Below are 22,008 nucleotides of genomic sequence, written 5' to 3' on the forward strand. Positions count from 1 at the left end.
AACACAGAATATAGAACGAATTGATCGGTTATATAGAACGATGCTCAGACTGCGCCGCCGTTGGGCGAAATGATCTGACCCACCAGATAGTGATTGTCGGACGCAAGGTAGACCGCAAGCGAGGCGTACTCCTCCATCTTGCCGAACCGGCCTAGCGGGATCAGTTGCATGAGCCTGTTCTTTTGCTCCTCGGTGGAGCGGGCGAAGTACTTTTCGAAGTCCGGCGTCTGGACGCCGCCCGGCGCGATCGCATTCATGTAGATGTTCCCGCCGGCCACTTCTGCCGCCACCGTTCGTGTGAATGTAATCACTGCACCTTTCGTCGCGGAATAGTGCGGACTATGGGCGCTGATGGTAGACATCCCGGCAATCGACGCAATGTTGATGATCTTGCCGCTGCCTTGGGGCTCCATGATCCGCAATGCTTCGCGCGTGCAGTAGAACACGCCGTGAACATTGACGCCCCAGTAGCGATGCCATTGTTCGTCTGACATCGAGCTGGTAAAGCCTAACGCCTGTCTGGGCACTGGCGTTGTCATGTAGTCCCAATGCCTGTTGCGCCGCGCGTCGTCCTCGGGACCGATCGGCCCGATTCCCGCGTTGTTGACCAGCACGTCCAGTCGACCAAAGCGCGCCGCGATGCTCGAGAAGAGGTTTGCCACCTGAGCGCTGGAGGAAACGTCGCATACCTGAGCGATGCATTCGTGTGTCCCCGCGGCGGTCATTTCCTCACGCGCGGCGTTCAGGTTCTCCTCGTTGACGTCGCAAATGATGACCTGGGCGCCGGCACGTGCGTAAGCCAATGCAATGCTCTTTCCGAGACCTCGGGCACCGCCCGTCACGAGGGCGATCTTGCTATCCAGTGTCATACGACTGATCCTTTCAGGTTGCGATCGAGCTCAAGCCGGCCGGGGGAGAACGGATGATCCGGCCGATGCGCCAAAAGACTACCGGCGGCGTCGCCTGAAGGCTCCCCCCAGCAACGGGGGGCCGGGTATTCAGGAGTACCGTCGCGAGAGCAGACCGTTAAGCTTCTCGACAACAGCGGTTGATTCTGGAGAGGCAAATGAATTCGGTGGAAAACACAGCGCTGCGAGGAAAGGTCGCCGTCATCACGGGCGCAGGTCGCGGCATCGGCCGCGCCATTGCACTTGCCTATGCGAAAGCTGGGGCAGCTGTCGCGTGCAGCGCACGCTCAGGCGGGGAGATCGATGAAACCGTCGCGTTGATCACCGCGCAGGGCGGTCGAGCGATCGCGATCTCCTCAGACGTAGCGAACTACGAATCGGTCGAGGCGCTGTTTTCGGGAGCGGTTCGGGCGTTCGACGGCGTGGACATCGTGCTTGCTAATGCGGGCGTGGGCACCGTGACCGGGACGGTCGAACACTCCGACCCGAAACTCTGGAAAGAGGTGATCGACGTGAACCTCGTTGGTGCGTTCAATACCGCGCGCGCGGCGATTCCGCATCTGCGTCGGCGCGGTGCGGGCAAGCTGATCCTGATGGGCTCGGGGCTGCGGCAGCGTCCCAATGCCAATCTGTCCGCCTATGGCTGCTCGAAGGCGGGAATGTGGCTGCTTACGCAAACCCTCGCGCTGGAACTCCTGGACGCAAACATCAGCGTCAATGAGCTGATCCCTGGGCCCGTGCGTACCGCGATGACTGACTTTGGCGGCAAGTGTCAGATCAACGAAGAGTGGCTCAAGGAACCGGAGGACGTCGTTCCGCTCGCGATATTCCTTGCCAGCCAGCCGGATGGCGGCCCATCCGCACAAAGCTTCAGTCTGATGCGCCGCGCCTGAGGGTTTTCGACTCGCACTGAACGCCCGCCAGAACGCAGAAGAGCCAGAACCGACAGGAGAAGAACCACAATGGGATTGCATCTAGCCGAAACCGGAAGGGCCGATCTAGCTGGCGCGTCACCACGCTCACGGGCTTACCCGTGGGCCGTATTTGCGCTTGTACTTGGCCTGCTTCTTTCTGACTATATGTCGCGGCAGGTACTGAGCGCCGTGTTTCCTCAACTGAAGGCCGCGTGGACCCTGACGGATGCTCAACTGGGCAGCCTGAGCGGCGTTGTGGCGCTGATGGTCGGGATACTCACCATGCCATTGTCGCTGCTGGCAGATCGTCGGGGCCGCGCACGTAGCATCGCGCTGATGGCGGTGGTATGGAGTATCGCCACATTGTGCTGCGGGTTCGCGGCGAACTACGGCCAGATGCTGGCTGCGCGGTTCTTCGTTGGCGTAGGCGAGGCGGCCGACGGCAGTGTCGGACTGGCCGTCATCATGAGCGTCTTTCCGCCAAAGGTGCGCGCGACATTGGCGGGCGCTTTCACATCGGCCGGGATCTTCGGCGCGGTGCTTGGCACAGCGCTTGGCGGCTCCGTTGCGACCCACTATGGGTGGCGCGCGGCGTTCTCGGTGATGGCCGTCGTCGGGCTGGTTGTGACTGCCGTATATAGCCTGATTGTCACGGAGGGCAGGTTGGCGCGCCACGTTCACCAGAGTGCGGCCGTGCGAACAGGCGCGGGCCTTTCGGTTTGGGACACCCTTCGCTCTGTTTTCGGCTCGCGTGCCCTGATCTGCGCTTACCTCGGCGGTGGCCTCCAGTCCTTCGCGCTCTATTCCCTGCTGGCGTGGATGCCGAGCTATCTCAACCGTTACTACGGGATGGCGCCGGGCAAGGCGGCCATGTCCGCGGCGGGGATGTTCGTCCTGAGTGGTATCGGAATGACGCTCTGCGAGGTGTTGACTGACTGGGCGGGCCGTGGCGCTCCAGCCCGCAAGGTTTCATTTGGCATAGGCTTTTGCCTGTTGTCGTGTGGGGTGCTCTCCGTCGCGTTCCGCCTGCCTGCAGGTAATGCACAGATCATCCTGATCGCGGTCGGCGCACTGGTGGCAGCCGGTCCGTGGGGGCCAGCGGGCGCCTCGGTCGCCAACCTCGCGAATCCTGTTGTTCACGCTACCGCTCTCGCGATCCTTGCCTTGGCGTACAACCTGATCGGCGCGGCTCCGGGTCCGTTCATTACCGGCGTGCTCGCGGACAAGGTGGGCTTGCTCGGCGCGCTTCAACTGGCGCAACTGGTGTCCATTCCGGCAGCCATGGCGTTCGAGCTTTGCCGGCGGACCTATCTGCGCGACCTGCCGGATGCCGTGCGCCAGGGTGACCATTCCTGATTCGCCGCAGATACCATCATGGCCCCCGTGCATTTTCACTTTCGGTGGCGACTGCGCCACTCACGGGGCGTCATATCAAAACGCTTCTGGAACCAGACCGTGAACGCCCCCTGGTTTGTGTAGCCCAACAGGGCGGCGACCCGGCCGATCGGATAACGTGGGTTGAGCAGGTAGCGCACAGCAAGATCACGCCGCACTTCTTCAACGATGCCCGAGAAACTGGAACCGGCTGAATCAAGCTGGCGCTGCAGGGTGCGCACCGTCAGATTCAGTTGTTGCGCCACCAGTTCGATTGAAGCCTGACTGAGGGGCAATAGCAGGTAAATCGTCTTGCGCACGTCCAGCGCAATTGAATCCGCCGCCGTATTGTTTAGCGGATTGGCCAGGCTTTCCGCATACCGGACCAGCACGGGGTCTGCATTCGGATTCGGATAATCGAGGTCCGCTGCCGCACAAACGAATCCGTTGAAGTCGCTTTCGAATGTGACCGGGCAGCCGAAGAACCGGCGATGGAAGGTGAGATCGGGCGGCGCCGCATGGGTGAAGTGCACGCTGTGCGGTTTCCAGTGGGCACCGAGGAGCGCGCTGGAATGGCGGGACAGCACGCCGACTGCCAATTCAATCGCCTGTACTGTCGGGGTGCCCGGTTCGGCGACAATCTCTTCGCGGATCGTCACCGTGTCGCCGGTCGTTTCGACGTAAACACCCAGCGCTTCGTTGAGCAGATAGCGGTACTGGGCAGCCGCCAGCAGCACCTCACGGAGCGTGCGCTTGTGGGCGAGCAGAACGTTGATGACGCCGCTGCCGAACTGCTGGCGGGTTTGCGCTATCTGCAGCCCGAGTGTCGAACACGACGCTTTCTCCGCCGTCGCTTCGAGCAACCGACAGGCGCCGTCAGCCGGGATCCGTTCATCGGGGTTCGCCAGCGCCACAGCGTCGAGACCGACCTCTTGCACAAGCTCATAGGGGTTGAGACCCAAGCCTCTCACCACGTCGAAATACCCGTGCAGTGTCGACGACCTCACCATGCTTTGCATTCGATCTCCTTCCGTTCCTCACGCGCGAAGCCCATTAGCGCAGGATTGGTGTTAACGCGCAGTGTCGTCAAATCATAAAACAATGTCACCAAAAACGAAATCCGTATCGCCGGATTGCCGTATCTTCGCCTCACTGATCCATTTCCTGACGCGTCGGCATGCGCCTGACGCGGAAGTAAAAACATCCAACTATTTCTGGAGGAAACGATGCAATTTCTCGACGACTCGCTGCACCCGGAGAATCAGGACAAGGTAGTCATCACGACGGCTCCGTACGGCCCGGAATGGATGCCTGAGGATTTTCCTGAAGACATTCCGGTGACGATGGAAGAGCAGATCCAGAAGGCCGTCGACTGCTACAACGCCGGCGCGACCGTGCTGCACCTGCACGTGCGCGAGCTGGATGGCAAGGGCTCCAAGCGCCTGTCGAAGTTCAACGAACTGATCGCGGGCGTGCGTGCGGCCGTGCCGGACATGATCATCCAGGTGGGCGGCTCGATCTCGTTTGCACCGGAGGACGACGGCCAGGCCGCGAAGTGGCTGTCCGACGACACGCGTCACATGCTGGCCGATCTCGACCCGAAGCCCGATCAGGTGACGGTCGCGATCAACACCACGCAGATGAACATCATGGAGTTGCTCTATCCGGAATACCTGGAAGGCACGTCGCTGGCCAATCCTGCGCTCATGGCAGCCTACAGCGAAATGACGGTGCCCGCGGGTCCGGCCTGGGTTGAGGAACACCTGCGCCGCCTGCAGGCATCGGGCATCCAGCCGCACTTCCAGCTCACCGGTATCCATGCGCTCGAAACGCTCGACCGCCTGGTGCGCAAGGGCGTCTACAAGGGGCCGTTGAACCTGACGTGGATCGGCATCGGCGGCGGCTTTGACGGTCCGAACCCGCACAACTTCTTCAACTTCGTCCACCGTGCGCCGGACGGCGGCACGGTCACGGCCGAGTCGTTGCTGAAGAACGTCCTGCCGTTCAACATGATGGCGATGGCCATGGGCCTGCACCCGCGCTGCGGCATCGAAGATACGATCATCGACCAGCACGGCAACCGCATGACCTCGGTGCAGCAGATCGAGCAGTGCGTGCGCGTGGCCCGCGAACTGGGCCGCGAGATCGCAAGCGGCAAGGAAGCGCGCGAGATCTACAAGATCGGCGTGCAGTACAAAACGGTCGACGAGACACTCGCGGCCAACGGCATGGCACCGAACCGGAAGGCAGGCGTTAAGAACCTGCCGCTGCGCGCGGCGTAACAGGGTGGTGCCCGCCATCGACATGACATCTCGTGCTGATGGCGGTTGAAGAAGGAGGCCCCCCGGCGACCCTGGGGGAGCGACACAAATATCGGCCCCTTTTGTCCGTCACGGGAAAAGGGCGCTGGACGCGCGAGACGCGGAGGAGACGAAATGCTTTTACAGCATGCTGAGCCCACGACGGGCGATGTTTCGGCAACACAATCGGACATACCCGTCTACGCATGGGTGGTCTGCGCGCTCACGATCGGTCTGCTGCTTTCCGACTATATGTCGCGTCAGGTTCTCAACGCGGTCTTTCCGTTTATCAAGTCCGCGTGGAACCTCTCTGACACGAAGCTCGGCTCGCTCAGCAGCGTGGTGGCGCTGATGGTTGGCGTGCTGACCTTTCCGCTTTCGGTTCTCGCTGATCGCTGGGGCCGCGTAAAGAGCATCGTACTGATGGCGGCGCTGTGGAGTCTCGCGACGCTCGGCTGTGCGATCTCGACCACTTATGGCGAGATGTTGCTCGCGCGTGCGTGCGTCGGCATTGGCGAGGCGGCCTACGGAAGTGTGGGCATCGCGCTCGTCCTGAGCATTTTTCCGCCGCGTCTGCGCGCCACCCTCGCCGCCACTTTCATGGCAGGTGGTGCGTTTGGTTCTGTGATGGGCATGGCGCTGGGCGGCGCCGTCGCGTCCAGCCTTGGATGGCGCTGGTCGTTCGGCGCAATGGCCTGCGTCGGTATCGCGCTCGTTGTGATTTACCGTTGTGTTGTCACGGAGAAAAGGCTGGCTTCACTGCAACCGGCGATCACCGGGCAGAAGGGGAACCTTGGTGTGCGCATGAGCTTTCGCACGCTGATGAAGGGGCTGTTTTCCACGAAGTCCGTCGTTTGCGCCTATGTGGGCAGCGGTATGCATCTGCTCGTTCCGGCGGCCGTATGGTCCTGGATGCCGAGCTTCCTGAATCGCTATTACGGCATGGCACCGGGTAAGGCGGCCGTACATGGCGCGGTATTCGTGCTCGTGACCGGCCTTGGCATGATCGCGTGCGGAAGCCTGACCGACCGTCTCAACAGGAAGGGTGTACAAAGAAAGTGGATGACCGCGATTGTGTACTGCCTGCTGTGCTGCGTCCTGCTCGGCATCGCGTTCCATCTGCCGGCCGGCCGGCTGCAGCTCGTCCTGATCGGTTGCGGCATGTTCTTCTGTGCTGGTGCAACGGGGCCTTCGGGTGCGATGGTGGCGAACCTTACCCCGCCGTCGATACACGCATCAGCATTCGCCACCCTGACACTGGCCAACAACCTGCTGGGGCTGGCGCCCGCGGCGATCCTTACGGGCATCGTCGCAGACCGGTTCGGTCTGCTGGGCGCCTTGCAACTGGTCCCGTTTGCATCGTTGCTCGCGGCGGTCGCGTTTGCCATCGGCCGTTGCAGCTACAAGCGCGACCTTGACCTCGTGAATGCACTGCGTGAGAAGGCCTCGCTCTGAGCGGCTTCCTCGCGAATGCCGCGTCGTCCGCCTGGTGAAGCGGCGGCGCGGTCTGGTTAAGTCTGGTTAATCAAGCAGTACCTGGACACCATGCGGTAATCGACGCCTGCGCCGGGACGTGATGGTCCTCCAGCAGGCGCATTCCCTTTCTGTAAATCGAGAAACAAACTGGAGAACGAATCATGGCGAAAGCAGTCCGCTTTCATGAAACCGGTGGCCCTGAAGTCCTGCGTTATGAGGACGTTGAAGTCGGTGATCCGGGCCCGGGGCAGGTTCGCCTGCGCCATGAGGCAGTGGGCCTGAATTTCGCGGACACCTATTTCCGCTCCGGACTGTATCCGGTTCCACTGCCTGCCGGCATGGGTGTAGAGGCAGCCGGTGTGGTCGAAGCAGTGGGCGAGGGCGTGACGAACGTCGCGGTAGGCGATCGTGTCACCTACACGGGCTTTATTAACACGCTTGGCGCTTACAGCACGGAGCGCCTGTGTCCGGCGGCACCGCTGATCAAGCTGCCTGAAGGCATTACCTGCGAGACGGCGGCAGCCATGACGATGCGCGGCTTGACCTCGTCGTATCTGATGCGGCGCATCTACGACTTCAAACCCGGCAACACGATTCTGCTTCATGCTGCCGCGGGCGGCGTCGGACTGATCGTCTCGCAGTGGGCCAAGCTGCTGGGGCTCACGGTGATCGGCACCGTTTCGAGCGAAGCGAAAGCGGAAGTCGCCCGCGCGCACGGCTGCGAACACACCATCAACTACAGCCATGAAGACGTCGCGCGGCGCGTACGCGAGCTGACCAATGGCGCCGGGGTCAATGTGGTTTTCGATAGTGTGGGCAAGGATACCTTCGAAGCCACTCTGGATTCGGTCAAGCGCCGGGGCCTCATTGTTTGCGTCGGCACGGCATCGGGGCCGATTCCGGCATTCAATCCGCAGATCCTGGCAATGAAAGGATCGCCGTATCTGACCCGTCCCGCGCTCGCCGACTACATCGCCGACCCCGCTGAAAAAGCGGACCTGGCCGGGGAAATCTTCGGCCACGTTGCGGCTGGCCGCATCAAGATCGAGATCAATCAGCGCTATGCGCTCGAGGATGCCGCACAAGCGCACCGTGATGTCGAATCGCGCAAGACAACGGGTTCATCAGTCTTCGTCATCTAAGGAGGGCGCCATGCTTGTCGAACAACTCAACAACGCCATTGGCGCCGAACTGGTGGGCGTCAAGCTCGCCGACGCGATCCACGACGATGGCCTCTTTGCCGAGATCCGGGCGAACCTGCTCAAGCACCGTGTTCTGTTCCTGCGCGATCAGGACATTAGCCGTGCTGAGCATGTCGCTTTCGCGCGCCGCTTCGGCGAGCTGGAAGACCACCCGGTCGCAGGCAGCGATCCTGAGCATCCGGGCCTCGTGCGAATCTACAAGTCGCCGGACCAGCCCAACGACCGCTACGAAAATGCGTGGCATTCGGACGCCACGTGGCGCGAAGCCCCACAGTTTGGCGCCGTGCTGCGATGCGTGGAATGCCCGCCCATCGGCGGCGACACGATGTGGGCGAACATGGTGCTCGCGTATGAGAACCTGCCCGCGCACGTGAAGGAGCAGATCGCCGACCTGCGCGCACGCCACAGCATCGAGGCAAGCTTTGGTGCGGTGATGCCGATCGAGAAGCGGCATGCCTTGAAAGCCCAGTATCCCGACGCGGAACATCCGGTCGTGCGCACGCACCCCGAGACGAGCGAGAAAGTGCTGTTTGTCAATGCGTTCACGACGCACTTCACGAACTACCACACGCCGGCGCGCGTGCGCTTCGGCCAGGACGCCAATCCGGGCGCGTCCGACCTGCTGCGTTATCTCATCAGCCAGGCGTACATCCCGGAGTACCAGGTGCGCTGGCGCTGGAAGCCGAACAGCATCGCGATATGGGACAACCGCAGCACGCAGCACTACGCAGTGATGGATTACGCGCCGTGCCATCGCAAGATGGAGCGGGCCGGAATTATTGGCGACAAGCCGTACTAACCTGAAGGACTCAGCGTCGTGACGCTCAATACCGCACCTACCGTACTTATCGTGCCCGGTCTGCGTGACCATGTGGCCGAACACTGGCAGACACTGCTGCAGGTTCGCCTTCCCAAAACGGCTTCGGTGCCGCCGCTCGAGCACGACAAGCTCAGCTGCGCGGCGCGCGTCGCGGCGCTGGACGAGGCCATCGCGAAGATCGACGGCCCGATCGTACTGGTCGCTCACAGCGCCGGCGTCATGATTACCGTGCACTGGGCGCAGCACCACAACCGCCCGATCCAGGGCGCGCTGCTCGCCACGCCAGCGGACCTGGAAAACCCCATGCCCGCCGGTTATCCGACGCTGGACGTGCTCGAAGAACACGGGTGGCTGCCGTTTCCGCGCAAACCATTACCGTTCCCGAGTATTCTCGGCGCCAGCCGCAATGATCCGCTTGCCGCGTTTGATCGCGCTGCCAGCATGGCAGCGGACTGGGGCAGTCGTCTCGTCGACCTCGGCGATGTTGGGCACCTGAATCCCGCAGCCGGTTATGGCGAGTGGCCGCAGGCGGACACCCTGATCCGTGAGCTTCTCTGACATGGACGGTGCAACGGAGCAGGGCACTGCAGTGAGCCAAAACGCGTCAGTGACGGTCGATGTCCACTTCGATTTTGTCTGCCCGTGGTGTCTGATTGGCAAGCGCAATCTCGATGCGGCTGTCAGCCGCATCGCAAGCTTGCGTCCGGACGTCAGCGTCAAGGTGCGGTGGCACTCGCATCAGTTGCTGCCCGATACGCCAGTCGGTGGGGTCCCTTATCAGGCGTTCTATGTGGCCCGTCTGGGGAGTCCTGGCGCGGTCGCTGCACGGCGCGCGCAAGTTCAGGAGGCCGCTCACGCAGCGGGCATCGAGCTGGCGTTCGACAGGATCGAGGTGATGCCCAACACACGGGCAGCGCACCAACTCGTTGCCTGGGCCACAGCCGCAAACACAGGCGCGGCATGTAAGCCCGCGTTGCTGATCGACCGGTTGTTTACCGCCTATTTCATGGACGGCGAAGATATCGGCAACCCGGACGTGCTTGAGCGAATTGGTCTCGCGTGTGGTCTCGACGCTGCGGGCCTCGCTGACCATCTCACGATGTCACGGCGAGAAGGCAACATCGCGTTGCCGCGTTCAACGCAGGCTGACGACGTCAGGGGTGTGCCGCATTTTGTGGTTAATTCGGCGCTGTCGCTGTCCGGGGCGTACTCGCCCGGCCCGATCGTGGACGCCATGTTGCGTTCGATCGGTGATCAGGAGAACAGATAATGTCACGCCAGATACCGGTCGGATCAGCCGATGAACTCCCGCCAGGACAACGCAAGCTAGTCTTCGTTGACGGTCGCAGTGTCGTGCTCTTTAACATCGACGGTGCGCTCTGCGCCGTCGAAAACTCTTGTCCGCACAATGGGGCATCACTTGCAGGTGGCCAGCTCGAAGGGCACCTGCTGCGCTGCCCCGCGCACGGCCTTCGTTTTGACGTCACGACCGGTTGCATGCCGGGAAAAGGCGGGTTGAGTCTTGCAACGTTTCCCATCCGGAACGTCGCCGGTAAGCTCGAACTCACCGTCGGCGACGCCCCGGCAGGTCCGTGTCACGCGCAGCTAAGCTGAATCTGGAAAAATCAGGAAGGTACTCATGCATGGATTGATGATGCAGCAACCGCTGCTGGTCGCGTCGCTCCTCACTCACGCCGAACGGCATCACGGCGGGCAGGAAATCGTGTCGCGACGGGTCGAAGGCGACATTCACCGATATTGTTATCGCGATCTCGCGCAACGCGCCCGAAAGCTGGCCAATGCACTCGCCGGGCTCGGGATTAACCAGGGTGAGCGCGTCGGTACGCTGGCATGGAACGGCTACCGCCACATGGAACTGTATTTTGCGGTGTCGGGTTCCGGTGCCGTACTCCACACGCTCAACCCCCGACTGCACGTCGATCAGCTCGCCTACATCATCGATCATGCTGACGATCGCGTTATCTTCTTCGACTTGACCTTCCTTCCGTTGATCGAGTCTGTCGCATCGCGTATCAAGAGCCCGAAGGTATTCGTTGCGATGACCGATCGCGCAAACATGCCGGCCAAATACGATCTGCCGATCATGTTGCTGTGCTACGAAGATCTCATTGACGGTCACAGTGATGACTTTGCGTGGCCGCTCCTTGACGAGAACCATGCGTCTTCTCTGTGCTACACGTCGGGGACCACTGGCAATCCGAAAGGGGTGCTGTACAGCCATCGTTCAACGATTTTGCACACCTATGCAGCGGCATTGCCCGACTCGCTGAACTGCTCGGCGCGCGATGTGATTCTTCCGGTCGTCCCCATGTTCCATGTGAACGCGTGGGGGCTGCCCTATATCGCATGCATGGTCGGCGCCAAGCTCGTGTTCCCGGGTCCCGCTCTCGACGGAAAATCGCTCTATGAGCTGATCGAAGCAGAACAGGTCACGCTGTCCGCCGGTGTCCCGACCGTCTGGCAGGGGCTGCTTCGACATGCGGCCGAGCGTGGCACGACGTTTACCTCCATGCGCCGCACCATCGTGGGCGGGGCGCCATGCCCGACGGCCATGACCACAGAATTCCAGGAGCGTTACCACGTCGATGTCCTGCACGCATGGGGGATGACGGAACTGAGTCCGGTAGGCACGGTCTGCAGTTTCAAAGCGCACCACCTGTCGTGGCCGACGCCGCAGCGCTACGCCGTCCAGGCAAAGCAGGGCCGCGCCGTGTTCGGCATCGACATGAGAATCGTGGGCCCGGACGGCGAGGAATTGTCATGGGACGGTCAGGTGACCGGCGACCTGCAGGTGCGCGGGCCGTGGGTTACGTCCGGATATTTCGGCAGCGAAGATACGCCGCCGCTTTGCGACGGCTGGTTTCCGACCGGTGACGTGGCGAAGATCGATCCCGACGGATTTATGCAGATCACCGACCGCAGCAAGGACGTCATCAAGTCCGGTGGCGAATGGATCAGCTCAATAGACATCGAGAACGTGGCGTGCTTGCACCCGGAGGTTGCGAGCGCAGTGTGCATCGCTGCAAGGCATCCGAAATGGGATGAGCGCCCGTTGCTGCTGATCGTAAAAAAGCCGGAGAGCGCGCTTGGAACCGACGAGCTGCTCGAATTTTTTGACGGCCGGGTGGCGAAGTGGTGGAAGCCCGATGCCGTTGTGTTTGTAGACGCCGTTCCTCTCGGCGCAACCGGCAAGGTGCTCAAGAACCAGTTAAGGGATCAGTTCAGGGACTACTACCTGACGGCTTGACGCGGCCCGCAAGAGTAACGGCAGCCTGATTCGGTCGAAGAGGATATCGCCGGGCTTTGTCAGGTTGAGTGACCGTCGAAGATGTTGGTGCTATGAAGAAGACGAAATCGGTCTATCACGGTCACCGGTTCGCGGCTGGCGTCATCAGTTGTGCAGTGCGCTGGTACCTTCGTTTTCAATTGAGCTTGCGCGACATTGAAGAGCTGCTGTTTGAGCGCGGCGTGCGGGAGTTGTTCACGAAATTGCTCCATGGCTGCTTCTGCGGATTGGCTTCCCGATCGAGCGAGCACGCCAGACCGATCCGCTCCAATCAGGGGAAATACCAAGCGGCCATCAATTTCTGTTCGAAGCCTATGCGGCGCGACCCCGGCAGGTTCGCCCGGCGATACCGGCGCACGCCGAATGTTGCAAACCGGCGACAGACAAATTAAATCGATGCATGAATTATTTTTGCGGAAATATCATCGACCCCCGTAAAGGCCGAGCTCATGACCCGTGGCCACAGCCAACCCGGGCGGCTTGCCTATCAAATATACAAGGGGAAAACCTCGATGAAGAAGACCACTAGCGCCATCGCCGGAGCACTGATCGCTCTCGCGGCCCAATCCGCTTTCGCACAAAACTCGGTCACGCTGTACGGCATTGTCGACACGAGCGTGCGCTACCTCACCAACGCGAATGCGAACAACGACAGTCAGGTGTCGATGGGCGTCGGTCCGATCACCGGCAGTCGCTGGGGCTTGAAGGGGACCGAGGACCTGGGCGGTGGCCTGTCCGCGGTGTTCCGGCTTGAAAACGGCTTCAACCTCTGGAACGGCCAGCTCGCGAGCTCGGGCACGCTGTTCAATCGGATGGCCTATGTTGGGCTGTCGAGCAACCAGTACGGCACCGTCACCTTGGGCCGCCAGAATACGCCGCTGTTCGACCAGCTCGGTAACGTCTACGACCCGCTGACGGTCGGTAACTACGATCAGGATGGCTGGCTGCCCGGCGCACTCGGCTACGGCCTGCGCCAGAACAACTCCGTCAAGTACAACGGCCAGTTCGGCGGCCTGAACGTCGAGGGCATGTACAGCTTTGGCGGCGTGGCCGGCAGCACCGGCGCGAACAACATGTACGGCTTGACCGCGTCCTATACGTACGGTGGCCTGTCGTTCGATGCCGGCTATCAGCAGAACAGCGATGCGCATAACAACAAGTTCAAGGTCATCAACGTCGGCGCTGTCTATGCGTTCAGCACGGTCAAGGCCTATGCAGGCTGGCTGCATGCGCAGGACAACACCGGCATGGTCGATATCTTCATGTCGGCCGCGAACTCGCCGGCTGCCAACTTTGCGGCGCCTGTTACGAATACCAACCGCATCGACGATGGCTTCTACGTCGGTACCACGTGGCAGGTGACGGCGCCGCTGTTGCTGACCGCAGCGGGCTACTACGATCATGCCCGCAATGCGCTGAACGCCAACGACACCACGCTCAGCCGCGGTATCCGCTACTCGGCCGTGCTGCTTGCCGAGTACTCGCTGTCCAAGCGTACCGAAGTGTATGGCACGGTCGATTTCATCCGCGGAACCGGCGCGGCGACCGCGGACTTCCCGGGTCGCAACAACCAGACCGGCGTTGCAGTCGGCCTGCGCAACATCTTCTGATGCGTACTGCCCGGTTTGCCGCCGGGCATCGCACTGGCCTGACGACGGCGCGCACTGCAAGGTGCGCGCCGTTTTTTCATGGTGCGCCCAGCATGGGCGCATTCATTCAACCGCAGAATTGCCGGCAACGCGGTGGCGTGACGCCGGTTTCGATGCGCCGCACCGAAAGTACTTAGAGCCACCCCCGATCTCGCGTTGACAGGGTAGGTCCAGCTCGTTTCTTACCGAATTTACGATCGTAAGTTCTCTGACCCGTCATCGACATGACTCCGTTTCTGTTGCGTATGCAACATGATTAGGTTCGTAAGATATCCATCACGGTCGATTAACGTCCCGTCTTTAGCATGTCCTTATTCGCTGATCACCCTACGGTCATTCAAAACAAGGACGCTGAAACATGCAACGGGTACGTTCAAGGTTCCGCAAGAAACCGCTTACGCAGTTCGTCCTGGCTTCGCTTTGCGCGGCCGGTACGCAAGTTTCCTTCGCCCAGACCTCCGGGGATCTCGGCTCAGTGCAAAGCACGGCGACCGCGTCCGCTGGCGCCGCTGCGCCGTCTGGCAACGTGCAATCAGCGCCGGCCCAGGCGCCGTCGCAGGGGTCGCTGAGCGCGAGCGAGCCGAAGTCCATCATCAGCCGCCATTACATCGAGAACAGCACTGCACCGACCGCGAACTATAGCGACATCATTCAGATCTCGCCGAGCGTGTCCAATATCGACCCTAACGGCGCAGGCTTGATGGAGTCGCAAAGCCTGTCGATTCGCGGCTTTCAGGACGGTCAGTACAACGTGACATTCGACGGTATCCCGTTTGGCGACGCCAACGATTTCACCCACCATTCGACCTCGTTTTTCTCGTCGCGCAATATCGGTTCGATCGCGGTGGATCGCGGTCCTGGCGACGCCTCGCAGATCGGCTTTGCGACGTTCGGCGGCACGATCTCCGTGCAGTCGGTGGAACCGTCTCTGACGCCGAAATTCACGGTCTTCGGTTCGTACGGAAGCTTTAATACCTGGACGGGAGGCGCCGAACTCAACACCGGCGACATGCAGCAATGGGGCGATGCGCGCGCGGTGGTCGGTTACAACCACGTCGGCAGCGACGGCTATCTGACCAACGCGGCGCAACGTCGCGACAACTTTTTCTTCAAGCTCGACAAGCCGCTCGGCGACGACACGCTGCTCACGCTGTATGCCGACTACAGCCGCGTCCACCAGAACGTGTCGCTCGGCGCGACGGCGGCGCAGATCCATCAGTTCGGGCCTGACTTCGGCCTGAGCGGCGATCCGACGAGCCAGTCGTACTACGGCTACAACTTCGACCGCATCAACACGGACTTCGAGTACATCGGCATCAAGACCAAGCTCGCGGACTGGAAGATCGAAAACAAGTTGTACACCTACGCGTATTACCACGACGGCTTCAATGGTCTGGATCCGAACGGCGAAACGCCGAACGGCACCACCTTCGGTCCGAACAACGTGCCCGGCCAGCAGATGGCCAACAACTACCGCGCTTTCGGCGACATCGTGAATGCCGAGCGGCAGATCGGACCGGGCAAGCTGCAGCTCGGCGCATGGCTCACGCACCAGTCGAATTTCCGCGACAACATGAACGTGGACGATTCGCTGAATTTCGCGCTCGAGCAGCTGAACTTCACGATGCACGACACGTTCCTCACATTCGAGCCGTTCATCCAGTACGAGTGGCAATTGCCGCACGGGCTGACCGTGACGCCGGGCGTCAAATACGTGTCGTTCAATCGCAATATCGACACGCCGCTCGATCAGGGCTCCGGCGCGGCGGTGAACTTCAGCCATACGTGGACGAAGGTACTGCCGTCGCTGACGCTCCATGAGCAGATCAACCCGAACTGGAGCGCGTACATCCAGTACGCACAAGGTTTCCTCGCACCGAACCTCAATGTGTTCTACGTGCAGAATCCGTCCGTTTCCGGCCAGCCCGACCCCGAGCAGACCGACAACTACCAGATCGGCACGACGTACAAGACCGACCGCCTGACGGTATCGGCCGATCTTTACTACATCAACTTCCGCAATGCGGTGACGAGCCGCGTCGTAAGCGGCACCGCGACATTCTCGAATGCGGGCGGCGCGGTCTACAAGGGCTTCGAATCGGAAGCGACGTTCTATGCCGGACTCGGTTTCAGCCTGTACGGCAACCTGACCTTCAATTCGGCCAAACAGAAGAACACCAACACGTGGATGCCGAACGCACCGCAATCCACGGCCGCGCTGGGTTTGATCTATGAACGCGGTCCGCTCTACGGCTCGCTGATCACCAAGTTCGTCGGCCATCAGTTCGGCGATACCGGCGATACGCAACCGATCGGCGGTTTCACTGTGACCAACCTTTCTGCCGTCTACACGATCAAGAGCCCGGCCTCGTGGATGCACAACACGCGTATCGGCCTCGAACTCGACAACGTCTTTAACCGCACCAGCATCGACGCGCTCGCCGGCTTTACCGCCGCCGCCGGCACGCCGTTGTACTGGACGATTCCCGGCCGCGCGGTTGTCGCCTCGCTGTCCACCGACTTCTAACCGGAGATTGATTCAATGAATGTCGACACCCTGCTGCACCTCGCGAACGATTCCGGAGGCGTGCTGTATGTGATCGCCGCGATGCTGTTCGTCGCGTTGACGGTGATTGTCGAGCGCTTCTGGTTCCTGCATCGCCTCGCGGCATGCGGTCATGCCGCGCTTGAACAGGTCGACCGGCTCGATCATCTCGACGCGGCGACGCTCGCCTCGCTCACGCAGCAATATCGCGACTTGCCGGTCGCACGGCTCTTTGCGACGGCTACGCGTTTGCAGACCACACACAACCGCGAGGAACTCGACGCGCGCTTCAACGAGGTCATCATGCGTGAGGCGCCGCGCATCGACCGGTTGCTGTGGGTGCTCGATACGATCGTCACGCTCGCGCCGTTGCTCGGTTTGTTCGGCACGATCATCGGCATGTTCAACGCGTTCCAGGTGTTGTCGAACCCGGGCAACGCGCCGACCCAGGTGACCGGCGGCGTCGCCGAAGCGCTGGTCGCCACCGCGTCGGGCCTGTTCGTCGCGATGCTGGGTCTGGTGTTTTTCAATGGGCTGCATAACCGGGTCCGCTCCGTTGTGCATCAACTGGATACGTTGAAGGCGGCGCTCGTGAATCGCATGGCCGGCACCGCGCACGAGCAGGTGGTGAGAGGAGAGCGCGAAGCGCCGCGCGCCGTTGCTGGAAAGCTCGTGTCGCAAGGGGCGTGACGATGAAGTATTTCGAAGCGCGCAAAGCACGCATCGAGATCATCCCGATGATCGACATCATGTTCTTTCTGCTGGTGTTCTTCATCATGATCACGCTGCACATGATTCCGAATGCGGGTCTGAAAACGCAGTTGCCGTCGAGCGCGAGCACTCAGGCATTGCCGCCGGCGAAGGTGATGGTCACGCTGTCCGACGACGGCGCGATGTCGGTCGAGGGCAAGACGATGTCGGCCGCGGAACTCACGGCGATGCTCTCGGCGCGGCCCGATGCGGCGCATACGGCAGTGACCATCGCTGGCTCGAAGGTCGCGCAGATTCAGAAGCTCGTTGCCGTGATGGACGCTTGTCGCGCGGCGGGCGTGTCGCAAATCGCGCTGGCCGCACAACCCGTGGCGAAGTGAGATGGCGACGATCTCTGTGCATGTCCGCGCGCCGGAGCGACGGCGCATCTATCTGGCGGCGGCTTTTGCTCTCGTCGTGGAGGCCGGTGTGCTTGCCGGTGCCTATCTGATGTTGACGCATCGGCACGTTGCGCAGGCCGAGCTGCCGGCGACGGTGTTGACGCTTGCGCCAGCGGCTGCACCCACGCCCGCGCCTGCAGCGCAGCCAGCACCTCAGCCTCAGCCTGTGGCGCATCCGCCTCAGCCCGTGCATCGCGCCGAGCGTGTGGTAACGCAGCGTCCGGTCGTGCATGCGCCCGCACCGGTAGCACCACCCAAACCGGACCCGGCACCCACGGTGCCGTCGGCCACGCCGACGGAGCCGCCTGCTGTGTCCCATCCGGCGCCACCGCCGCCTGTTGCGGCGCCCGCGACACCTGCCACGCCGGGAGCGAGCTTCGAAGCCGCGTTACGTGCGGCCATCCAGTCCGCCTTGCATTACCCGGAGTCGGCGCGCATGGGCGGTATCACCGGCCGGACGCGAGTGGCTTTCGAATACCGCGACGGCTTGATTTCCGACGCGCGGGTCGTCGTCTCCAGCGGCGTTGGCCTGCTCGATCGCGCTGCGCTGGCTGCAGTGCGCGATGCAGTGTGTCCGAAGCCGGAATCCGCTTTCGCAGGAAAGACGCTCTCTGAACAACTGTGGGTCACCTTCAATCTAAACGAAACCGAATGAAACCGATTCTTTCCGCCATCACAGCCGCTCTTTCGCTCTCCGCTCTTGCCGTCACAGGCACTGCCTGCGCGGGCGCACTGCCGCCAGGGGCTCCGGTGCAGCACGTGCTGCTGATCAGCGTCGACGGCCTGCATACCGGCGACCTCGCCAACTTCATTCAGGCGCATCCCGATAGCACGCTGGCGAATCTGTCGAAGCAGGGCGTCGACTACACCAACGCCCATACGGTCGAGCCGGCCGATTCGTTTCCCGGCCTGCTGGCTCTCGTCACCGGTGGCACGCCCGCCGTGACCGGCGTGTACTACGACGACTCCTACGACCGCGAGCTTGCGGCGCCCGGCAGCGATTGCAGCCGGGGGGGGGCACGGGTCCGCTATGACGAGTCGCTCGACACGATTGGCGCGGACGGCCGCGATGCAATCGATCCGGCCAAACTGCCGCGCGATCCGCGGCACGCTTGCACGCCGGTCTATCCACACGCGTTCCTGCGCGTCAATACGATCTTCGAAGCCGTGCGTGAAGCTGGCGGTTATACCGCCTGGACCGACAAGCACCCGACCTACGAACTGGTCGAGGGGCCGTCCGGTCACGGCGTCGACGATCTGTTCCTGCCGGAGATCGGCGCCAACTACGAAGGTCTGAGCAACGTGTCGACCCGCGCGATCACCGGTTCGCTCGGCAAGACTGAAGACTACGACGATATGAAGGCGCGCGCGGTCATCAATGAGATCGACGGGTTGAGCCACGACGGCAGCCGGCACGCAGCCGTGCCGAACGTGTTCGGGCTGAATCTGCAGGCGGTGAATGTCGCGCAGAAGCTGTACGGCTATCGCGACGCCGAGGGTGGCTTGACACCAGGCGTGGATCGCGCGATCGACCATGCTGACCGGCTGATCGGCCAGTTCGTCGGCGAACTCGAGAAGCAGCACCTGCGCGAGGACACGCTGGTGATCGTGACGGCCAAGCACGGCAACGGTCCGATCGATCCGGCCCGCCTCAGCAAGATCGACGAGCGCCGCTTGCAAAAGGTGATCGACGACGCGGCGCCCGGTGCGCTCGCGCAACTGACCACCGATCACGGCGCGTTGATCTGGCTGCACGATGCGTCCGCGACCCAGCGGATCAGCGCCGCGCTCAGAAGCCAGTCGAAAGCTTTGGGCATCGCCGACGTGCTAAGCGGTGACCGGCTGGCGCTACGTTTTCCCACGCCGCTGCAGGACAGCCGCACGCCGGACATCGTCGTGGTGTCGCGCGACGGTGTCATATTTACGCCACCGAAGGATGGCAAACTCGCCGAACACGGCGGTTTTCATAACGACGATACAGCGGTGGCGCTGCTGATTGCGAGTCCGCGACTTGCCGATCAGGGCCGCCACGTGACTTACCCCGTCTCGACGACTCAGGTCGCGCCAACCATTCTGGCCGCGCTGGGTCTCGCGCCCACCGCGTTGCAGGCGGTCGCGCAGGAAGGCACAGCAGTGCTGCCGGCCACGACGTGGGCGCAGTCGCGGCAACTGGCTCAAGATCAACGAGGAACCCACCCACTTGGCAAGTGAACTGCCGATTTCCCTGCTATGCAGGAGCACGCCGCGCGTGCTGGTCGTCGAGGACGATCAGCACGTCGCGCTTGAAATCCATGCTGCGCTCGAAGACTACGGTTTCGACGTCGAATGCGTGCCGACCGGTCATCACGGGTTGCTACGCGCCCTGAACGGCGACTTCGACGTCGTGGTGCTCGACCGCATGCTGCCGGACATCGACGGCTTGTCGATCCTGTCCACCTTGCGCAACGTCGGTAAGCGCACGCCAGTGCTCATCCTGAGCGCGCTGGGCGCAGTCGACGAACGCGTGCGCGGACTGCGGGCCGGCGGGGACGACTACATGACCAAGCCGTTCGACGGGCTCGAACTGACCGCGCGGCTGAACGCGTTGCTGCGCCGCAATTCATCGGGTGGGGAGCCGTCCTTGTTGTGCGTCGGCGATCTGACGCTCGACCCTGCTACGCGCGTCGTTCAGCGCGCCGGACAGACGCTCGAACTGCAACCGCGCGAGCTGGCGCTGCTCGAGTTCCTGATGCGCCACGCCGGCCAGGTCGTCACGCGCGCGATGCTGTTCGAGTCGGTCTGGAATTACCCGTTCAACACGCAGACGAATGTCGTCGACATGCATATTTCCAATTTGCGCCGCAAGGTCAGTTGCAATGGGCGCTTGCCGGCCATGATCGTGACGGTTCGTAGTGCCGGCTATATCATCCATGCCGAAAGCTAAGCGAGCGGCGCGGGTCAACGCGGGCAGCGTCGGCTGGCTGGTGATCGTTTTCGTCAGTTCCGCGATCGCGCTGTTCGCGTTGTTGTACTGGCTGACGAGCAGCTATCTGCTGCATGAAGTCGACGAGCGTCTGCGTGGCGAGGTGGCGGAATTCCACACGATCGGCCGCGCCGAAGCGATTGCGGAAATCGCGGCATTGAGCCGGCGCGATATCGCTAACAGCCGACCGTATGGCGTATTCGATGCGAACGGTGCGCGGCTCGCGGGCAATGTGGCGGTGTTGGCCGCGGAGCCGGACCGGCAACCCTTCAACTATACGCAGACTTTTCGTGACCGCGGCACGCAGGTCGAAGGGCACTATCGCGGCATTATCGTGCCGACCACCAGCGGTGTGCGGATTGTGGTCGGACATTCGATCGACGAGATCATCGTGTTCGACCGCACCTTGGTGAAGACGCTATGCGCGGGCATGACGCTGACGATTCTGCTTGCGATCGGCTGCGGTGCCGCGCTCAACTGGATGTCGAACCGGCGCATTCGCGCGATCAGCGAAGCCAGCCGCGAAATCATGACGGGCAAGCTGAACCGCCGTCTGCCGACACGCGGCACGAGCCACGATCTCGACCGGCTGGCGTCGATCGTCAATACGATGCTCGACGAGATCGAGCACCTTGTCGAAGAGGTGCGAGGGGTTTGCGCCGGTATCGCGCACGATCTGCGCACGCCGATGACGCAGTTGCGCGCGGGACTTGAACGGGCTGGCCGGCGCGCGCGAACGCCTGAGGACTATGCGAGCGCGATCGATAGCGCGATCATGCAATCGGACGTGGTGCTCAATCGCTTTACGGCGCTGCTGAGGATCGCGGAGATCGAGGCGGGAGGACGCAAGGCGAGCTTCGGGCCGGTATCGCTCGATACGGTGCTGCGCGATGTCGTTGAACTCTATGAACCGCTTGCCCATGAGCGGGGATTGACGATGAAGTTGAAAGCGATCGCGCCGGTGGAAGTCATCGGCGATTCCGACCTGCTCTTTGGCGTGGTCGAAAATCTTCTCGACAACGCGTTGAAGTTCACGCCGCGAGGCGGCGAGATCACGCTCGAAGCGTCTCAAGTCGACGAGCTTGCCATGCTGCAAGTGGCCGACACGGGGCCCGGCATCGAACCTGGTGAGCGCGAGGCGGTGTTCCGGCCGTTCTACCGCAGCGGCGGCGCGAAAGCGCAGGCAACGGCTGGGCATGGCCTCGGTCTGAGTCTTGTCGCGGCTATTGCACGTGTGCATGGCGCGGACATCTCGATCAGCGATAACCAGCCGGGTTGCAAAATGCTGATGCGATTTGGACGGGACTGAGGCTCACGCTTCAGCAACGCGTTGCCGGTCGCCCGGTGAAAGAGATACCCCAAGCTCACGATTAATGTAAATTGGTCGTTCTTGAGCGTGA

Annotated in this window: 20 protein-coding genes and 1 pseudogene; 19 read left to right on the forward strand and 2 right to left on the reverse strand. The window is 62.0% G+C overall.

Going from position 1 to position 22,008, the window contains the following annotated elements; translation table 11 throughout:
• Window positions 1–44: 44 nt before the first annotated feature.
• Complete coding sequence (locus GNZ13_RS25260) at window positions 45–869, reverse strand: SDR family NAD(P)-dependent oxidoreductase (RefSeq protein WP_172169395.1); 825 nt, start codon at window positions 867–869, stop codon at window positions 45–47.
• 197 nt (window positions 870–1,066) lie between these two features.
• Here GNZ13_RS25260 and GNZ13_RS25265 point away from each other — a divergent pair, with 197 nt between their 5' ends.
• Both GNZ13_RS25265 and GNZ13_RS25270 read left to right on the forward strand, forming a co-directional pair.
• The gene (locus tag GNZ13_RS25265; protein WP_172169398.1) at window positions 1,067–1,801 is read left to right on the forward strand and encodes an SDR family NAD(P)-dependent oxidoreductase; all 735 of its coding nucleotides are present in this window, start codon (window positions 1,067–1,069) and stop codon (window positions 1,799–1,801) included.
• 69 nt (window positions 1,802–1,870) lie between these two features.
• Window positions 1,871–3,178 (forward strand): MFS transporter, encoded by a 1,308-nt coding sequence (locus tag GNZ13_RS25270; protein WP_172169401.1) that lies wholly within the window; start codon window positions 1,871–1,873, stop codon window positions 3,176–3,178.
• 35 nt (window positions 3,179–3,213) lie between these two features.
• Here GNZ13_RS25270 and GNZ13_RS25275 read toward each other — a convergent pair whose 3' ends face one another.
• The gene (locus GNZ13_RS25275; RefSeq protein ID WP_172169404.1) at window positions 3,214–4,215 is read right to left on the reverse strand and encodes an AraC family transcriptional regulator; all 1,002 of its coding nucleotides are present in this window, start codon (window positions 4,213–4,215) and stop codon (window positions 3,214–3,216) included.
• A gap of 207 nt (window positions 4,216–4,422) precedes the next feature.
• Between GNZ13_RS25275 and GNZ13_RS25280 the strand changes: the two genes are divergently transcribed.
• The 17 genes and pseudogenes from GNZ13_RS25280 (at window position 4,423) to GNZ13_RS25360 (ending at window position 21,917) form a co-directional block, all read left to right on the forward strand.
• Window positions 4,423–5,478, forward strand: a complete 1,056-nt coding sequence (locus GNZ13_RS25280; protein WP_172169407.1) for a BKACE family enzyme — start codon at window positions 4,423–4,425, stop codon at window positions 5,476–5,478.
• Window positions 5,479–5,631: 153 nt separating this feature from the next.
• On the forward strand, window positions 5,632–6,951 hold the full coding sequence (locus GNZ13_RS25285) for an MFS transporter (RefSeq protein ID WP_172169410.1): 1,320 nt from the start codon (window positions 5,632–5,634) through the stop codon (window positions 6,949–6,951).
• Between the two features lie 182 nt (window positions 6,952–7,133).
• Window positions 7,134–8,114 (forward strand): quinone oxidoreductase family protein, encoded by a 981-nt coding sequence (locus GNZ13_RS25290; protein WP_172169413.1) that lies wholly within the window; start codon window positions 7,134–7,136, stop codon window positions 8,112–8,114.
• A 10-nt stretch (window positions 8,115–8,124) separates the two neighbouring features.
• Window positions 8,125–8,973: a TauD/TfdA dioxygenase family protein gene (locus GNZ13_RS25295; RefSeq protein WP_172169416.1), complete on the forward strand. Its 849-nt coding sequence runs from the start codon at window positions 8,125–8,127 to the stop codon at window positions 8,971–8,973.
• Window positions 8,974–8,991: 18 nt separating this feature from the next.
• Window positions 8,992–9,552: an RBBP9/YdeN family alpha/beta hydrolase gene (locus tag GNZ13_RS25300; RefSeq protein ID WP_172169419.1), complete on the forward strand. Its 561-nt coding sequence runs from the start codon at window positions 8,992–8,994 to the stop codon at window positions 9,550–9,552.
• Window positions 9,539–10,264 (forward strand): DsbA family oxidoreductase, encoded by a 726-nt coding sequence (locus tag GNZ13_RS25305; protein WP_172169423.1) that lies wholly within the window; start codon window positions 9,539–9,541, stop codon window positions 10,262–10,264. Before GNZ13_RS25300 ends, GNZ13_RS25305 begins: the two co-directional genes overlap by 14 nt.
• Window positions 10,264–10,608, forward strand: coding sequence for a Rieske (2Fe-2S) protein (locus GNZ13_RS25310; protein WP_172169426.1), 345 nt, complete (start codon window positions 10,264–10,266; stop codon window positions 10,606–10,608). Before GNZ13_RS25305 ends, GNZ13_RS25310 begins: the two co-directional genes overlap by 1 nt.
• A 25-nt stretch (window positions 10,609–10,633) precedes the next feature.
• Window positions 10,634–12,262: a 3-(methylthio)propionyl-CoA ligase gene (locus tag GNZ13_RS25315; RefSeq protein WP_172169429.1), complete on the forward strand. Its 1,629-nt coding sequence runs from the start codon at window positions 10,634–10,636 to the stop codon at window positions 12,260–12,262.
• Between the two features lie 92 nt (window positions 12,263–12,354).
• Window positions 12,355–12,490: pseudogene (locus GNZ13_RS25320) on the forward strand (IS6 family transposase); the annotation flags it as partial.
• Window positions 12,491–12,813: 323 nt separating this feature from the next.
• Complete coding sequence (locus GNZ13_RS25325; RefSeq protein ID WP_172169432.1) at window positions 12,814–13,911, forward strand: porin; 1,098 nt, start codon at window positions 12,814–12,816, stop codon at window positions 13,909–13,911.
• Window positions 13,912–14,308: 397 nt separating this feature from the next.
• A complete protein-coding gene (locus tag GNZ13_RS25330) occupies window positions 14,309–16,477 on the forward strand; it encodes a TonB-dependent receptor (RefSeq protein ID WP_172169435.1) in 2,169 nt (722 codons plus the stop codon).
• 15 nt (window positions 16,478–16,492) lie between these two features.
• Window positions 16,493–17,185 (forward strand): MotA/TolQ/ExbB proton channel family protein, encoded by a 693-nt coding sequence (locus GNZ13_RS25335; RefSeq protein ID WP_172169438.1) that lies wholly within the window; start codon window positions 16,493–16,495, stop codon window positions 17,183–17,185.
• A gap of 2 nt (window positions 17,186–17,187) precedes the next feature.
• On the forward strand, window positions 17,188–17,586 hold the full coding sequence (locus GNZ13_RS25340; protein ID WP_172169441.1) for an ExbD/TolR family protein: 399 nt from the start codon (window positions 17,188–17,190) through the stop codon (window positions 17,584–17,586).
• Window position 17,587: 1 nt separating this feature from the next.
• On the forward strand, window positions 17,588–18,301 hold the full coding sequence (locus GNZ13_RS53565; RefSeq protein WP_172169444.1) for a TonB family protein: 714 nt from the start codon (window positions 17,588–17,590) through the stop codon (window positions 18,299–18,301).
• Window positions 18,298–19,857 (forward strand): alkaline phosphatase family protein, encoded by a 1,560-nt coding sequence (locus tag GNZ13_RS25350; RefSeq protein WP_172169447.1) that lies wholly within the window; start codon window positions 18,298–18,300, stop codon window positions 19,855–19,857. Before GNZ13_RS53565 ends, GNZ13_RS25350 begins: the two co-directional genes overlap by 4 nt.
• A complete protein-coding gene (locus GNZ13_RS25355) occupies window positions 19,847–20,569 on the forward strand; it encodes a response regulator transcription factor (protein WP_236002178.1) in 723 nt (240 codons plus the stop codon). The genes GNZ13_RS25350 and GNZ13_RS25355 overlap by 11 nt, the downstream gene beginning before the upstream one ends.
• The gene (locus tag GNZ13_RS25360; protein WP_172169450.1) at window positions 20,556–21,917 is read left to right on the forward strand and encodes a sensor histidine kinase; all 1,362 of its coding nucleotides are present in this window, start codon (window positions 20,556–20,558) and stop codon (window positions 21,915–21,917) included. The genes GNZ13_RS25355 and GNZ13_RS25360 overlap by 14 nt, the downstream gene beginning before the upstream one ends.
• Window positions 21,918–22,008 lie beyond the last annotated feature (91 nt).

The sequence above is a fragment of the Paraburkholderia elongata genome (assembly GCF_013177735.1).
Classification (GTDB): Bacteria; Pseudomonadota; Gammaproteobacteria; order Burkholderiales; family Burkholderiaceae; genus Paraburkholderia; species Paraburkholderia elongata.